This window comes from Corynebacterium casei LMG S-19264 (assembly GCF_000550785.1).
GTDB lineage: Bacteria > Actinomycetota > Actinomycetes > Mycobacteriales > Mycobacteriaceae > Corynebacterium > Corynebacterium casei.
On sequence record NZ_CP004350.1, the window covers coordinates 1969147 to 1984540 of the forward strand.

The following is a 15394-nucleotide window of genomic DNA, read 5'->3' on the forward strand; positions in this document are numbered from 1 at the left end:
GTACGTGCCGTCATAGCGAGAGCAGTCGAATTCTTGCCCGACACACCGACAGACACACTTTTCTTTACTTAACCCCCCGATGAGCACTCACATAACTCTAGAAAACGGTTCGAGGGCGCTCAGCAGAACTGAACGCCCTCGAACCTCTATCTAGACTCCTGCTTACCCCGAGCTAGCCACACCCCCATGCTGCTAACCTAGGCCCCGTATCGTAAGAGAGCCCCGACCCCTCTAAGCTTTCGCCCAATAGCCGGTTGTATTCAATTTTCCCAGAGAATTCTTTCCCCTCCCTGGGCCTAACTGGTCTAGGCTGCCGCGCCCGCCCGATATGCAGTAACGCTAGACCATTTATTCAATTGTTTATCACCGCAGCGAACCTTACCCCCGTGTTAGCAGATGCTTTCCCAGCGGCTTGCTCTCTGTGTGATATATACATATTGACACAGGCTCACAGGCTTGGCAATAGTCTTTGCCAAAGATTTTTTAGGCAAGGCTAAGTTTCTCTTTATGCATTAAGTGACGCACATGGTTTCACCTGCGTGAATATCAAAATAGTTCACATTAATTTTTCCTGTCAAAGCTCTGAATATTATTCGGAAATTCCTAAAATCTGCACAAAATCCGGCTTCCGCATGACGCGATATCACCCAAAAGTTGTTTCCAACCAATCCCCAAGCCTCTCTAGCAACATTCCCCTACCCGTACCCGCCAGCGCCCGGACAGCTCCCCGATAGCATTTGCCGAGCCACGGCTCGTCCACTTCGCGCTCACGCAGGCACGCGCGCTCGGGAGTTGCTCTGCTCTGGTGAGCGCGAAGGGTACATGGGCCCGCAATCGGGAGCCGAGAACGCAGAAGGCTCCTCGCCCGGAAATACCGGGGAGGAGCCTGCAAAGAGACCGGGCCGCGTTAAACCACTGCGTTCTTGCCAACCACGACAACGCCAGAATCTGAGACTTTGAAACGCTGCGCATCGCGCTCGGGGTCAACACCGACAATGGCGCCGTCAGAGATAACCGCATTCTTGTCAATAATCGCGCGGCGCACCACCGCACCTTTGCCCACGCGCACGCCAGGCAACAGCACGGAGCCCTCAACAGTCGCGCCATCGGCAACGTGCACGTCAGAAGACAAAATCGAGTTACGCACAGTGCCGCCGGAGACAATACAGCCAGGAGCAACCATGGATGATTGCGCGATTCCGTTTTGCACGAACTTCGCAGGCGGGAAGTTCTGCGTCTCAGTGGAATGAATTGGCCAGTGACGGTTATACAGGTTGAAGATCGGATGGACCGAAATCAGATCCATGTGTGCTTCATAGTAGGAGTCGATGGTACCGACATCACGCCAGTAACCACGGTCGCGGTCAGTGGCACCTGGGACTTCATTGGCCATGAAGTCATAAACATGTGCCTGCCCTTTGTCCACGAAATAAGGGATGATGTTCCCGCCCATGTCGTGGTCGGAGGAGTCATCGTGTTCATCGGCAAGCAATGCGTCAATGAGCGCCTGCGTTGTGAACACGTAATTACCCATGGACGCATAGGTCATGTTCGGGTCATCAGGGGTTGACGGTGGATTCGCAGGCTTTTCGATGAACTCCGTAACTGAGCCCATTCCATCCGCCTGAATGCAGCCGAACGCCGTAGCCTCCTCACGCGGCACCCGGATACCAGCGACCGAGCAATCCATGCCGGTGGCGATATGCTCCTCCACCATCATGGATGGATCCATGCGGTAGACGTGGTCCGCACCGAAGACAATGACATAGTCCGGCTTCTCATCATGAATGAGGTTTAGCGACTGCAAAATCGCATCTGCGGAACCGTTGTACCAGCGCTTACCGCGGCGCTGCTGCGCGGGCACGGACGCGATGTACTGCGTTGTTGGGCCCGAAAGGCTCCACGCCTGCGAAATATGGCGGTCCAACGAGTGCGACTTGTACTGCGTCAATACCGCAATGCGCATAAATCCTGCGTTGACCAAATTGGACAACACAAAATCAATCAAGCGATAGGACCCACCGAAGGGAACAGCAGGCTTGGCTCGGTCTTCTGTCAGCGGAAACAACCGCTTCCCCTCGCCGCCCGCGAGGACAATTGCTAAGACATTAGGCTGGCTTCTCACATCTCCCAGCGTATAAGCAATTCATCACTTTCGCAGGGAAACGTACCTATATCACCTACCCCCGCACAATTAGTAAGCGGGCAGGGTGTGCAGCCGCTAATGTGGCAAATATGAAAGCAGGCATCTTTTCTAAGGAATACCCGCCGGAGATTTACGGCGGCGCTGGTGTGCACGTTGCTGAGCTGACGCGGTTTATGCGCGAGCTCATTGAGGTGGATGTCCATTGCATGGGCGCTCCCCGGGATGAGCCAGGTGTGTTTGTTCACGGCGTTGACGCAGAGCTTGCCGATGCCAACCCCGCCCTTCAAACCCTATCCACCGGATTGCGCATGGCGAATGCTGCCAGCGGCATCGATGTCGCGCATTCGCACACGTGGTATTCCGGACTAGGAGGCCATTTGGCCGGGCGTCTGTATGGCATCCCGCACGTGGTAACGGCGCATTCGCTGGAGCCGCATCGCCCGTGGAAGCGCGAGCAGCTCGGTGGCGGATATAAGATTTCTTCGTGGTCGGAAAAGAATGCCATGGAATATGCTGACGCAGTTATTGCGGTCTCCGCTGGCATGAAAGATTCCATTCTTGACGCCTATCCCCGCATTGATCCCGATAAGGTGCACGTGGTGCTCAACGGCATTGATACTGGGCAGTGGCAGCCACGTGATAATGGCCTGCTGGAAACGCTTGGGGTGGACAGAAATCGTCCGATAGCTGCTTTCGTCGGCCGCATCACTAGGCAAAAGGGCGTACCACACCTGCTGAAGGCCGCAGCGAAGTTTGATCCTTCGATTCAGCTCATCTTGTGCGCCGGCGCGCCAGATACCCCAGAGATTGCGCAGCAAACGCAACAGCTTGTCGATGCACTCCGTGCCGAGCGCGACGGCATCTTCTGGGTAGAAGAAATGCTGCCGCGCGAGCAGGTCCAGGAAATCTATACCGCAGCTGATGTTTTCGTGTGCCCCTCAATCTATGAGCCTTTAGGCATCGTGAATCTGGAAGCCATGGCCTGCGAAACCGCGGTTGTCGCATCTGATGTTGGCGGTATTCCAGAGGTTGTCTGCGACGGCGAAACCGGCACTTTGGTGCACTATGACGAAAACGACACTGCGACCTTCGAGGCAGATATCGCCGAGGCCGTCAACGCGCTCGCACTTGACGCTGAAAAGTCCAAGGCCTTTGGCCTAGCAGGGCGCACGCGCGCAGTGGATTCTTTCTCGTGGGCCACAATTGCAGCTCAGACTATTGATATCTACCGTTCTTTGGTGTAGGGCTTGCACACGCAGTTCGGATTTTGTGTACAAATGGTTGGCATGACTGTTCATCGCCCAGAGCTACATTTCGCACCAGAGTCCGGAATTGTCGAAGCACCAGCTGGTGCACTTCTCGATGGCAACACGTGGCACCTGTTCTTCCAGCACCGCGCGGACCCCACTTCTCCGTCACGGTGGGGTCATACCTTTTCCGAGGACTCCCCATTTGATTGGTTGGAGTGCGATGACCCGCTAGCCCCTGAAGGCGAAGAAACCGGCCTGCGTGCAGGTTCTGTCGCAGCAGTCGGCGGTGACGTCAATTTGTATTTCACCTCCGTCAAAGAAGGCTCGACTAGCATTCAGATCGCTCGTTATGACCTGTTTGATGATGTCTGCGAAATCTCCGACGATCCCACTGCTTTGGACACCCGCGTCACCCGTCGCGGTGAATCCATCTCTGACCAGTCTGAATTCCAGCGCTTCCGTTCCCCCTGCGTTGTCGCCGACTGGGTCGATCCGGAAAAGCGCGGCGAAGGCCACGATGGCTGGCTGATGCTCACCGTCGCAGGCGACGCCAGCGCTCCTCAGCTGGTGGTCTTCCGCAGCGACGACGCCGAAAACTGGACGCTCGCCGGCCCCCTCGAATTCAAAGGCGATCCCGGCCACGAGCTGCAGCCTGGTCAGGTTGTAGTCTCCCCTCGCATCATTCGCCTTCGCGATGAAGTGGATGAACGTATCTATGATGTGCTGATGGTGACCATCGAAAAGCATGGCGTTGAGCACTCCGGCTATGTTGTTGGTCGCCTCAATGGCACCACTTTCAATGTTGCCGCGCCGTTCCAGCGTCTTGATTTTGGCCACGATTTCACGCGCCCCCGCATCACCAACTACACCCCCGGCAGCATCGATGACGCCAAGATTTATGACGAAGGCATGCTCTTTGGCTTGCTCAATGGTACCGGACGTCTCGATGATGCAACCACCCACCGCTCTTGGGCTGAAGGAAACTGGGCGAATGCAATTTCACTGCCCCGCGTTGTGACGCTGCAAGGTGGCACCATCTTCCAGACTCCTCCGCGTGGTCTCCCTGAGGCCATCAACAACGCCTCCCGCGCAAGTTCATGGACCGGGCTATTGGAGGTCCCCGAGGGGTCCAGCGTGACGCTTTCGCTTAACGATGGCTCCGGAAACCCCGCCGCCACCATCCGCCACCGTGGCTCCACGCTTGAGCTCGATCGTTCCGCATCCATCGACTCCGAGACCGCCATCGCTCCGCTTGCCGATGGCGACTCCGACTCCCTCACCGTCATCGTCGACGGCTCCACCGTCGAAGTCTTTGCCGACGGAGGCCAGGTCGCCATGGCTTCCCGCGTCTACTTCGAGGGCGGCTGCTCCTCCATCACCGCCTCCACCGACGGCGACGCCGACATCATCCGCGACTGGTACATCAACCACAACTAACCCCCACTACCCGCTACTGGGCGTCGGCGGCTTACAACTCGCTGCCCCCTCATCACTGCGCTCCCAACGCCGCTCTCCATACTCTCCCTATACCACCGCGCCGTACCCTTCGCGCTCACCGAAGCTTGCTCTCTAGCCAGCAACCTCAACCCCGTGAGCGCGAAGGGTACATCTGTATGCATTCCCCACCGCCGAGCCACGATCCCAGCCCACCGCCTGCCAACCTCTGGGCATCGGCAAGCATCTGCGTCGCCGCGCCTGCTTTGCAACCGTCCGCGTACCCTTCGCGCTCACCACAGCCAACCTTCTCCCGACTTAGCTCTCTCCTGTGAGCGCGAAGCTCACATCTGTTGTCTGCGCTCCCCGCGCGTACCGTTCGCGCTCACGAGCGAAGCTCTCCTCGCGAGAAGCCGCCCCTCAGTGAGCGCGAAGAGGACTCACGGTGCGAGAGGAGCGCGAGGCGCGGGAATGCGGGGCGAGGTGGCGTTTCGGCAGCAAAATGCCCGCAGGCAACAAGTCCTGCGGGCGGGTGGCCGCGAAATCTAGACTGCGCGGAGCCGGTCGAGGCGGGCGTGCGCGGTGACAGACATCGTCTGCGGCAGCGCGGCCATGCGGTCAGCGAGTTCTTCGGCGGAAATGTGGCGGGCGGAAGGGCTCATCGCGACCTGCGCTGCGATGGATTCCTTATCCAACTGGATTGCGAAGGCCAGGTTGACTGGGTCGGCGGCCTGCTCAAGGTGGCCGGCGGCTTGGTCGTACATGCGCTCAACCTTGCCCTCTTCCACGCCCAGGATTCCCAGCGGGTCACGCAGTTCGTCGAGGTGACCGGCCTGCGGGGTCAACACGATGACCTGGCCGCCTGGCGCAAGAACGCGCTGGAATTCGGCTGGGTTTCGCGGGGCGAAGACAACGGAGATGGCGTTGATAGATTCATCTCGAAGCGGGAGTCGCTCCCATACGTCGGCGATGACAGCGCCGACGCGCGGATGGCATTTCGCAAGGTGGCGCGCGGCGTGCGGGGAAATATCCAGCCCGACGCCTCGAGCGCCTTCAATGGAGTCAAGAGTGTGCGACAGGTAGTAGCCGGTACCGGCGCCAACTTCCAACAGTGCTGGCTCTGGAACATCATCGGCGTTAACGGTGCTATCAAGCGCGTTTTGCACGGCGCCAGTTACGGCTTCGACGAACGGCGCGAAGTGGCCTTTAGAAAGGTATGCCTCGCGCGCGGTAACCATGTCGGCGTCATCGCCTTTGTGCTTGAGGCCGGCGCCAGGCGCGAGGGTTACATATCCCTGCTTGGCGACATCAAATGAGTGACCAGATTCAGAAACCAGACGGCTATAGTCATCAGCGCCGGAGAGCGCGGTTCCATCGGCGGGGTCAGCCAAAACATCAATAATGTGCGAGAGCATAAACCTAGATTAGATCATTTGATCGCCGAAGCGATACTGCGGTGGGCTACTGGGCAACCTCGGTGAGCAGCTCGCCGAGTTCGGCGGCTTCTTCCTTGGTTAACTCCACTACGATTCGGCCTCCGCCGTCTGAGGGGATGCGCATAACAATCTTGCGCGATTCGATTACAGCTTCCATTGGTCCACCGGTGGTGCGCGGCTTCATTGCTGCCATGTGAATTCTGCTCCCTTACTCATTAAAAATTCACGACTTCCCACCACATCCTTCGAGGATATACATGTGATGAAAAACTCAGTGCTTCCTCACGATTATAGTCTTTTTTCACGAAACATACCGTAAATTTCACCAATCAAGAAGCCTTTTGTGCAGGTTAAAGACCTAAGAATTATTCCACAGAGTTTGGAGTTTCAGCTATCGCATTGCTTTTCGATGCTTCCTTCTCCCCCTTCACCTTCTGCAACTCATGGGTAAGAACTGCGAGCAAATCATCTACTTGTTGCGGCGAGTACCCATTTTTTACGGCGCTACATCCGACCTTGTCGTATTCACCGTTGAGCGCAAAAGCACGGTTTCCTTGCATGGTTGCATGAACTTCTTCAACGCTCAAATCATCCATGACGCGGCCTTGCCCAATGAATGAAGTCATAACCCACGCAGCAATAATCGCGCACAGTGCGACAAGTGCCACAACAATGATGATGGTGAGAACAATGCTCATGTGTTTTCCTTTCCTGACGCAGTGCTGCTGAGCACTACTGAATGATTCGAAAAATTATCCAGCGGCGGTCGCTGTTTCAGCATGCTGACTGTTGCGTGATGCTCTGGGTTATAAAGGTTCGCACGGTCAATGATGGTCTCCGAACGACACGTGCCATGGGGGTTAGCTCATGCAGCGGACGGTTGCGGTGCACTCGTGGTGGGAGTTCAACCTGCGCGATAGTCTCTGCACCAAAGAAATGCGCCACATCGATCATCAGTCCTGCTTCGACACCATACCCATCGACAAAGGCAGCTGCTTAGAGATACTGCGCCGAATAGCGTATTCCCCACCCAACGGCTGTTTGATGACAGAAAGCTCAGGGAAAACATACCCAACAGTGGCTTAGCAGTAAGTTCGGTAACCCTGCCGCCACCAGTAGGTTGTGCGTTAAAAGTCCTACGATAGACAGGTTTGACAAGGTTAATCCGCGCATCGTGAAAAGGCGCAGCCAACGCTGTCACAAGCCCCGGCTTGCCGGTCAACGTCGGCGGTATTATCGCTAAAGTCAGTGTCATCGAACCGGATTCCATCGATGTTTCCTGCAGCATGGCCTTCTCAACACACCCAATATCTTCCTATTTTAAGTAGTTCGAAGCCCCAATCTTCAGTTCGTTAATAACTGAAGATCACCACAAACACTCCACATGGCAAGGGACTTACTACTCCAATTGCGGTTAACTGCTGTTGCGCATGTTCTTCCATCGAGAAATCACTTCCCGACCTTGAGCTCGTTGCGTACTACTTCCAGCTAGAACTGGAAACTCCGACCCTGCGGACCAATCCTGACGCGCCAAGTCGTAATAGAACTTTTGATCGAGAAACCCAAACTCAGCAGAATCTTCCAAACTAGCCGCATAATAAACTTGTTTAACCTCAGCCCAACGCGCAGCCGAAAGACACAATGGACACGGAAAACCACTACAATACAGATCACAATCTGTAAGCAGATAACTGTCTAAAACTCGACACGCAGATTGAATTGCATTGACTTCTGCATGTGCAACAGGATTGTTGTCGCGGATGACGGAGCTAACCCCCACCGATAAGACCTCACCATTGCGAACCACTACTGCCCCAAATGGAGTTAGTCTAGGGTCCTCCAAGCATTCTGCCGCAGTCGAAATGGCTAAGTCCAAAAACTGAGAACTATACATCAGCTATACCCCAATACAAGTTTTCTTCCTTTTTAATCATAGAGAGCCCGTCCCATTTATCCAGTGACTTAATAGAACCCGAATCCAAAGGACCCACAGTGACGTCTGCAATTACGCTTTGCGCGTCGACTATTATTTGAAACAAATTCCATCCTTGGGATACGCAGTATAATCTGAGATAGCCCATGTTACGGTAATAGACAATCTCATTTGATTCAGAAGCACGAGGATACGGCACGATTATATTAATTTTTTTCACTCGTACCGTAGAATCAACTAATGAATTTAACGCTTCAATTCTCTCACGGAATTCGAGAAAAGTGCCTGAAAAAGCCCACTCATCGTCCGTTTGAATGAAAAGCTCTTTAATTGTCTTTAAGGAACAATCATTCAGGGTATTATCTAACTTCCTGTACAAACGAGTTGAGCTCATGGCCACAAAATCCCTTTCTTTGAAGCTTGGTAAACATCAGGAAAGCTCTTCTCTATCAGGCTCAAGGCTTGTCCCAATAAGCCATCGCAAGTATCTTCATACGCACTCAAATATTCATAAAAATTAGAATCCCGAATCAACTGGATACCCAGCCAACCGACAACGACTGAACTTATAAGTTCTTGGTCACTAATAGGCCCCTTGTCTGCAAATGCTATCTGCGACAATCTCCTAACGCCGTTTTCAGTTGTTTCTTCCGCAACCAGTTCCATTATTGCAGCCAAATCATCTAGTGCATTATCCATAGTTACTTGGCCTGTATCTGATTTCTTGCTCGAACGAACCAGGCCCCTAAAGCTATTCAACGTATGATTAACTCTTTCAACATATGCTGTCTGACGGCGAACACTATTTTCTTTAGGATACTGCACGTAAACGCATCGGCCCAACATCAATGCAAGATGCATTTCAATGAACCCACGCAAAGTTCTTGCTGAGTCATCACCGAACATATTCGTGTCCTCAATTGACCTTGCTTTAGCATAGAAGTCAGCCAAAAAGAGGTCATCTTTCAAATAATCACCAGTATAAAAAGTACCGATCAATCTTTGGTATAGAGTATAAATTGCGTGAAGACCCGGAGATGACATTCGTTGGTTCAGAGCTGACCAAATGCCTAATGCATCTTCAAGGCTTATCGTATCTTCAAGCAGCCAATCGAACCAACGTCTGTTCTCCCACAGCTGGTTATCTATGGTTTCAAGAACCAATTGCCCCACCCCTGCAGGAATCACATCATTTTCGAGTGCTAGTACAATCCGAGAAAAGCTTCGTCCCAAGACTCTACTCGTAGCTTCAGTGAAGTAAACCGAATCCGCATCCAAGCTTTGATCTGACTTAGCAGAATCCCTTAAATACATTGTATTTTTAATTAGATAAACAGCAGAGTTGCACATACTTGGTTCTTGCAGGGTTTTATCTATCAATTTAGAATGAATCTTGATTAATGCGTCAGTTAATTCGGGACTCGCTTCATTCGACGTTCTAGCTGATTTTACTTGATCAGCTAGATCTCTCAATCTAATTTCGTCCGAAACTGCGATGGCCTCGAGCGCAGCCTTTTCAAAGCGATCTATGTCCTTAGCTGATGCTTCCGCGAGCCGCTTTCCTAATTCGGAGTTCATATGGTTAGAGTCACTGTAATGAAGAATCTTTCCACATGAAACAAGACCAATTAGGCAGACACTCGTCCAACCTATGGGTACGAGCCAACTGAGTATTTCCTCATTCCGAACTGCTGACAACGCTTGAATCCCTGAGATACATGCACTGAGTACTACCCAATGCCACAATAGAGTAGCCTTCGCTACGTATCGAAGCGAAGGCCAAAACCGCACATCGGCAAAAGCAACGGCAAAAATAATCGCAGCCGTTGCCAAGAGAGTTCCGTGTACCGCGATAAGTGCCTCAGAGAAACTTGAGAATGCATCCTGAGCCGATAACCAGGGGCGTCCAGTACCTACTAGCAAGACAGCTACCACGACCATGAGCACTACAATGATTTTTGAAGACAAGCCTCTGCTCATGTTGCGCCGTTCGAGCAGCCTTTTAGGATTCTTCGCGGGTGATCTATTGATTCTACTCAATTAAAATCCTTAATACGCTTATCGCTGAGCACGCTGTGGTAACGAACGATGTGCTCTACGGCCTCGGATAGATCATCCGTGACGAGGAACAAGTCCATGTCTTCTGGGCTGATGTAGCCTTCTCCTAGCATTCTCTCACCAAGCCATTTCACCAGGCCAGCCCAGAACTCAGTACCGATGAGAACGATTGGGTAGTTGGTGATTTTGCCGGTTTGTACCATGCAGAGGACTTCGAAAAGCTCATCTAAAGTACCAAATCCGCCTGGCAGACACACAAAAGCCTGCGAGTACTTCAAGAACATGGTTTTGCGTGCGAAGAAGTAGCGGAAGTTTAGCCCAGTATCGACATAGTCGTTCAGGTGTTGTTCAAAAGGCAGCTCGATACCTAGTCCGATGGAGGTTCCGCCTGCCTCATAAGCACCGCGGTTGCCAGCTTCCATGATGCCAGGGCCACCGCCGGTAATAACCGCGTAGTCTTTGCCTACTAGCTTCTCTGCCAGTTCAACGCCTTGAATGTATTCTGGCGCGTCTTCCGCAGTGCGTGCAGAGCCAAAAACGGTCACGGCTTTAGGGATTTCGCTCAAGGCATCAAAGCCTGCGACGAATTCGCTTTGGATGCGCAGCACACGCCAGGGGTCGGCATGCTTCCAGGCGTGGTCAGAGCCAGATTCCAACAGTCGCTGGTCATAGGTCGAGGTTTGCTGGCCATCGGTACGCAGCAACAACGGGCCGCGCAGGGTGCGGTCTTTCGCAGCGCTTTCCGATGTCCTCTTCACCCGCGGCTTATCATTTGGACTATTGCGAACTGGAGCCATGATTGGTTCCTCCTCAAGAAGTTGTTATTTAGAAGTGAGATAAGTCTGTAGCGCCTCTGCCACTGAAGTTATCTGATCGACCGGACATTGCTCATCGCGTTTGTGCGCAAAGCCGGGATCACCTGGGCCAAAGTTGACAGCCGGGGTGCCCATTTCGGAGAAGCGCGCCACATCGGTCCAGCCGTATTTGGCGCGGACGTTGCCTCCGACGGCATCGATAAGCGCTGCGGCTGCTGGCTGCCCCAAACCTGGCAAGGCTGCCGATGCCACATCATCCACCTCATAACTAATGCCGGCCTCGTCCAAGGTGGCATCGGCAGGCAATTGCTGATCGGTGCTGAGCCCTAGGACCTCAAGCATGTGGGCCATGGCCTCATCGGAGCTGCGATCCGGCGCGAAGCGGAAGTTGACGAACATCCAGGCGACATCCGGCAGCGTGTTGGTGGCCACCCCGGCTTCAAGGTGAACGATGTTCAGGCCCTCGCGGTAGGTGCAACCGTCGATGGTGACATTGCGCGGGCTATACTCTGCAATCTTCGTCATGACCGGCGCCAATGTGTGCGCCGCGTTGGATCCCAACCATGCGCGCGCCGAATGCGCACGGGTACCGTGTGCTGTAACCCGCAGGCGAATCGTGCCTTGGCAACCAGCCTCAATCATCGCGCCCGAAGGCTCCCCCAACAATGCCAAATCACCCTGCAACCACTGCGGATTATCCCGCTGCAAATGGCCCAAGCCGTTGAACTCCGTGGAGACCTCCTCGCCCTCATACGCGATGAGCGTCAAGTCATGCTGCAAGTTCTCTGCCGCCGCAAGCTGGGCAAAAGTGTGCAGATACACTGCCAACCCGGACTTCATGTCAACCGTGCCGCAGCCGAACATGATGTTGCCCTCCATGTGGTGAGGGACATTGTCCGCAATCGGCACCGTGTCCACGTGACCTGCAAGAACAATCCTCGAGGCTAAGCCGCGGTTGGTGCGTGCACACACCGTGTTGCCAAAGCGGGCAAGCTCTACCCCGGCGGCCTCCAAAGGCTTTAGCGCCTGTTCGATCGCGTCGGCGATGGCTTCCTCATGGTGCGACGGGCTCGGGATATCAACCAGCGCCTTAGTCAGCTCAGTCGGATCCTGGGTCAAATCAAGGTGGGAAATAGTCACAATCCGCCATCGTAGCGCGAAACCCGCTACCGATCAGGGCGGATGCGGCGTGTAACATCCCTAACGGTTATTACCGGATGAAAGAAAAGTGGGCGATGAGTAATTCAGAGTCAAATAAGTTAAAGACTAGGCACCTGACCATGATGGGTCTGGGCTCCGCAATTGGCGCCGGCCTCTTCCTCGGCGTGGGCGTGGGTATCCAAATTGCCGGCACCTCCATTTTGCTGGCCTACTTGGTCGCCGGAATTTTGGTCACGCTGATCATGTACATGCTCGGTGAGATGGCCTCCGCGCGCCCATCACTGGGTTCCTTCTCCACTTATGCCGGCCAAGCGTTTGGCAACTGGGCACGTTTTACCATGGGCTGGCTGTACTGGTTCATGCTGATCATGGTGATGGGAGCTGAGATCACCGGCGCCGCCGCCATCTTAGGCTCCTGGTTTGGTGTCGCGCCGTGGATTCCGGCGCTGGTCGCAGTCGTTTTCTTTGCCGTGGTCAATTTCGCCGCGGTGCGTGGTTTCGGCGAATTTGAGTTCTGGTTCGCCATCATCAAAGTTGGCGTCATCATCGCCTTCTTGGTGCTCGGCGCCTGGCTCATCTTCGGGCCCGCTGAAACTCAGACCAGCAGCTTTGTAGAAAACTTCATGCCGAACGGCGTACCGGGGCTGGCAGCGGGCCTGTTGGCCGTCGCCTTCGCCTTCGGCGGTATTGAGCTGGTGACCATCGCGGCTGCCGAATCTGAGAACCCTGCACATAACGTTGCCACGGCTGTTCGCGCGATCATCTTCCGCATTATTATCTTCTACCTGGGCTCCGTCGCGGTCATCACGCTGCTGCTGCCTTACGATAATATTCAGGACGCTGACGTCGCTGCCCAGTCCCCATTCACAGAGGTTCTGCGCGTCGCAGAGATTCCTTATGCTGCAACGTTTATGGAATTGGTTATCGTCGTAGCGCTGCTTTCTGCCTTCAACGCGCAGATTTACGCGACCTCCCGCCTCGTCTTCGACATGGCGCGCGATGGCAATGCACCAGGCTTTTTCAAGCACACGTCCAAGACCGGTTCCCCAACCTATGCGGTCATCTTGTCGATGATTTTCGCGTTTGCATCGGTAGGCCTGCAGTACTGGAACCCACCTGGACTCCTGACCTTCTTGTTCAACGCAGTGGGCGGCTGCCTGCTGGTCATCTGGATTTTCATCGTGACTTCCTACATCAAGCTCAAGCCGTCGCTGGAGTCCACTGAGCTGCGCGCCCCAGGTTTCCCCTGGGTACCGTACGCAGTACTGGTAGGCCTAGGGCTCATCGTTTTGCTTATGCTTTTCGATGCCTCCGCGCGCGGCCAACTCGTCGCCGTCGCCGTCATCGCCGGCGGACTGACGATTGTGTCACTGTTGATGCCTAATTCTCGCGCAAAAGTCTAGGCTTCCCTATACTTCCTAAGGTATCCATTCCCTCGACCCTTCTAAGGCTTGAATATTCAATGACTTCTGCATCTGCCCGCGGTTTAGCAACTATCACCCACGACGGAACAGTATTGGATGTTTGGTTCCCAGCAGTATCCCTAGATACCCCAGTTTCTGCTGCCGGCACCGAACGCTTGGAAGAAGTTCCACAGCAGTTTGCAGCCCTGGTTGGCCCTGATGAGGAGCGTGGCGTAGCGCGCATCGCAGTCGAGACCTCCATCGCGGACCTCGACGCAGCACCTATCGATGCATACGATGCCTACCTGCGTCTCCACCTTCTCTCCCACCGTGCGGTCAAGCCACACGGCCTGAGCGTTGAAGGCATCTTCGGCCACTTGGCAAACGTTGTGTGGACCAACTACGGCCCATGTGCTGTTGCTGATTTCCAGATGCTGCGCGGTCGTCTAGCATCCCGCGGCCCAGTTACCGTCTACTCCGTGGACAAGTTCCCTCGCATGGTTGATTATGTTGTTCCTTCCGGCGTGCGCATCGGCGACGCTGACCGTGTGCGTCTCGGCGCTCACCTCGCTGAAGGCACCACCATCATGCACGAGGGCTTCGTGAACTTTAACGCTGGCACCCTCGGCGCTTCCATGGTCGAAGGCCGCATTTCCGCAGGTGTTGTGGTTGGCGATGGCTCTGACATCGGCGGCGGCGCATCCATCATGGGCACCCTGTCCGGCGGCGGCAAGGAAACCATCTCCATCGGCGAGCGCTGCCTGCTCGGCGCGAACTCCGGTGTTGGCATCTCACTTGGCAACGACTGCGTCGTCGAAGCCGGCCTGTACGTCACCGCCGGCTCTAAGGTTGCTGTCTTCGGTCGCGTAGCTGAGGTCGCAGGCGTTTCCGAGGGTACCTCCGTCAAGGCTTCCTCCCTCTCCGGTGCTTCCGGCATGCTGCTGCGCCGCAACTCTGTTACCGGCGCCATCGAAGCAACCGAATGGAAGGCCTCTGCAGTCGCTCTCAACGAGGACCTGCACAAGAACTAACCCTCCGCCTCTCCCCGCGCCTTACCGATTCCTCATCGCTAAGGCGCTTATTGCTGCCCCTCTAACCTCCCCTCCCGACATCACCACTGCACTCCCGCGACGACTGCCATCCCCACCCGCCAACCCGCACGCGTCTGCCAACGCCGGCATCGCCAAGCACTGCCAATCATCGCCAAGCACCACCAGCCCCGACAGCCCCGACAGCCCCGAAAATCCCGCCACATCCCCTTCGCGCTCACTAGAAGCTCGTTGCTGGCCAGGAGGCAGGCGCCGGTGAGCGCAAAGCGCACATTACCCACCCAGCTCCGCGGTTCTGTCCTCATCTCCGCCGCCGCGTACCTTTGGCGCTCACCACGAGGGCCGTCCTGGCCAGAGGCCGTCCTTCCGTGAGCGCGAAGGGGACACGGTAAGCGGAGTCCCAGTTGAACCGGCTTGGGTGCTCTCGATGAGGAGCCGCTGGGGCTCAAAGGGCTGTGTTGCTGCCGCACGTCCCCTTCGCGGTCACTGGGGCAAGGCTCCTAACCAGAGCGCTGCGTCTGGTGAGCGCGAAGGGGACCCGGGTGGATTCGGAGCTGCGTACGAGAGAGGTACAGGGAAGAAGGGGTACTGGGCGGGGTCGAAATGGCGGGGTTATCCACAGAAAGATGGTGATGTGTCCGCGAAGCGGGCGAATTCGGGTGGGTTATCCACAGGTTGTGCTGCAAGGGGTGGTTTGGGGTTGCGCAGC

General features: G+C 55.1%; 13 protein-coding genes and 1 pseudogene. 4 read left to right on the forward strand and 10 right to left on the reverse strand.

Translation table 11 applies throughout. The features are described 5' to 3' along the window. Positions 1-907: 907 nt before the first annotated feature. Positions 908-2125, reverse strand: coding sequence for a glucose-1-phosphate adenylyltransferase (glgC, locus tag CCASEI_RS08980; protein ID WP_025387760.1), 1218 nt, complete (start codon positions 2123-2125; stop codon positions 908-910). A 110-nt stretch (positions 2126-2235) separates the two neighbouring features. On the opposite strand from glgC, the gene glgA reads away from it, so the two are divergent. Together glgA and CCASEI_RS08990 are read left to right on the forward strand one after the other, a co-directional pair. Then, a complete protein-coding gene (gene glgA / locus CCASEI_RS08985; protein WP_025387761.1) occupies positions 2236-3390 on the forward strand; it encodes a glycogen synthase in 1155 nt (384 codons plus the stop codon). 42 nt (positions 3391-3432) lie between these two features. Then, positions 3433-4833, forward strand: a complete 1401-nt coding sequence (locus tag CCASEI_RS08990) for a GH32 C-terminal domain-containing protein (RefSeq protein WP_025387762.1) — start codon at positions 3433-3435, stop codon at positions 4831-4833. Positions 4834-5375: 542 nt separating this feature from the next. On the opposite strand, the gene CCASEI_RS08995 is transcribed toward CCASEI_RS08990, so the two are convergent. The 9 genes and pseudogenes from CCASEI_RS08995 to dapE all read right to left on the reverse strand — a co-directional run bounded on the left by CCASEI_RS08995 (position 5376) and on the right by dapE (position 12212). Continuing rightward, entirely contained in the window at positions 5376-6245 is an 870-nt protein-coding gene (locus CCASEI_RS08995; RefSeq protein WP_025387763.1) for a methyltransferase domain-containing protein, read from the reverse strand. A 46-nt stretch (positions 6246-6291) separates the two neighbouring features. Continuing rightward, positions 6292-6459: a DUF3117 domain-containing protein gene (locus CCASEI_RS14760; RefSeq protein ID WP_081748482.1), complete on the reverse strand. Its 168-nt coding sequence runs from the start codon at positions 6457-6459 to the stop codon at positions 6292-6294. Positions 6460-6631: 172 nt separating this feature from the next. Then, positions 6632-6964, reverse strand: coding sequence for a hypothetical protein (locus CCASEI_RS09000; protein ID WP_025387764.1), 333 nt, complete (start codon positions 6962-6964; stop codon positions 6632-6634). Next, positions 6961-7476 (reverse strand): annotated as a pseudogene (locus tag CCASEI_RS15465) (glucosyl-3-phosphoglycerate synthase); the annotation flags it as partial. The pseudogene CCASEI_RS15465 and the gene CCASEI_RS09000, both read right to left, overlap by 4 nt. A 204-nt stretch (positions 7477-7680) precedes the next feature. Further along, positions 7681-8160 (reverse strand): nucleoside deaminase, encoded by a 480-nt coding sequence (locus tag CCASEI_RS15710; protein ID WP_081748483.1) that lies wholly within the window; start codon positions 8158-8160, stop codon positions 7681-7683. Beyond that, entirely contained in the window at positions 8153-8593 is a 441-nt protein-coding gene (locus tag CCASEI_RS09005; RefSeq protein WP_155894831.1) for a hypothetical protein, read from the reverse strand. The genes CCASEI_RS15710 and CCASEI_RS09005 overlap by 8 nt, the downstream gene beginning before the upstream one ends. Continuing rightward, entirely contained in the window at positions 8590-10239 is a 1650-nt protein-coding gene (locus CCASEI_RS09010; RefSeq protein ID WP_025387766.1) for a hypothetical protein, read from the reverse strand. The genes CCASEI_RS09005 and CCASEI_RS09010 overlap by 4 nt, the downstream gene beginning before the upstream one ends. Next, positions 10236-11054 carry an LOG family protein gene (locus CCASEI_RS09015; protein WP_025387767.1) on the reverse strand — a complete coding sequence of 273 codons (819 nt, stop codon included), beginning with the start codon at positions 11052-11054 and terminating at the stop codon, positions 10236-10238. Before CCASEI_RS09015 ends, CCASEI_RS09010 begins: the two co-directional genes overlap by 4 nt. Positions 11055-11078: 24 nt before the next feature. Next, a complete protein-coding gene (gene dapE, locus CCASEI_RS09020) occupies positions 11079-12212 on the reverse strand; it encodes a succinyl-diaminopimelate desuccinylase (RefSeq protein ID WP_081748484.1) in 1134 nt (377 codons plus the stop codon). Positions 12213-12307: 95 nt separating this feature from the next. On the opposite strand from dapE, the gene CCASEI_RS09025 reads away from it, so the two are divergent. Both CCASEI_RS09025 and dapD read left to right on the forward strand, forming a co-directional pair. Continuing rightward, positions 12308-13636: an amino acid permease gene (locus CCASEI_RS09025; RefSeq protein WP_038574589.1), complete on the forward strand. Its 1329-nt coding sequence runs from the start codon at positions 12308-12310 to the stop codon at positions 13634-13636. A 59-nt stretch (positions 13637-13695) separates the two neighbouring features. Continuing rightward, the gene (gene dapD / locus CCASEI_RS09030; protein WP_006822889.1) at positions 13696-14667 is read left to right on the forward strand and encodes a 2,3,4,5-tetrahydropyridine-2,6-dicarboxylate N-succinyltransferase; all 972 of its coding nucleotides are present in this window, start codon (positions 13696-13698) and stop codon (positions 14665-14667) included. Positions 14668-15394: the final 727 nt, after the last annotated feature.

Bases quoted from the DNA above. Each gene is read 5' to 3' on its own strand.
- glgA (WP_025387761.1), top strand. From the start codon at position 2,236: ATGAAAGCAGGCATCTTTTCTAAGGAATACCCGCCGGAGATTTACGGC.
- CCASEI_RS08990 (WP_025387762.1), top strand. From the start codon at position 3,433: ATGACTGTTCATCGCCCAGAGCTACATTTCGCACCAGAGTCCGGAATT.
- CCASEI_RS08995 (WP_025387763.1), bottom strand. From the start codon at position 6,245: ATGCTCTCGCACATTATTGATGTTTTGGCTGACCCCGCCGATGGAACC.
- CCASEI_RS14760 (WP_081748482.1), bottom strand. From the start codon at position 6,459: ATGGCAGCAATGAAGCCGCGCACCACCGGTGGACCAATGGAAGCTGTA.
- CCASEI_RS09000 (WP_025387764.1), bottom strand. From the start codon at position 6,964: ATGAGCATTGTTCTCACCATCATCATTGTTGTGGCACTTGTCGCACTG.
- CCASEI_RS15710 (WP_081748483.1), bottom strand. From the start codon at position 8,160: ATGTATAGTTCTCAGTTTTTGGACTTAGCCATTTCGACTGCGGCAGAA.
- CCASEI_RS09005 (WP_155894831.1), bottom strand. From the start codon at position 8,593: ATGAGCTCAACTCGTTTGTACAGGAAGTTAGATAATACCCTGAATGAT.
- CCASEI_RS09015 (WP_025387767.1), bottom strand. From the start codon at position 11,054: ATGGCTCCAGTTCGCAATAGTCCAAATGATAAGCCGCGGGTGAAGAGG.
- CCASEI_RS09025 (WP_038574589.1), top strand. From the start codon at position 12,308: ATGAGTAATTCAGAGTCAAATAAGTTAAAGACTAGGCACCTGACCATG.
- dapD (WP_006822889.1), top strand. From the start codon at position 13,696: ATGACTTCTGCATCTGCCCGCGGTTTAGCAACTATCACCCACGACGGA.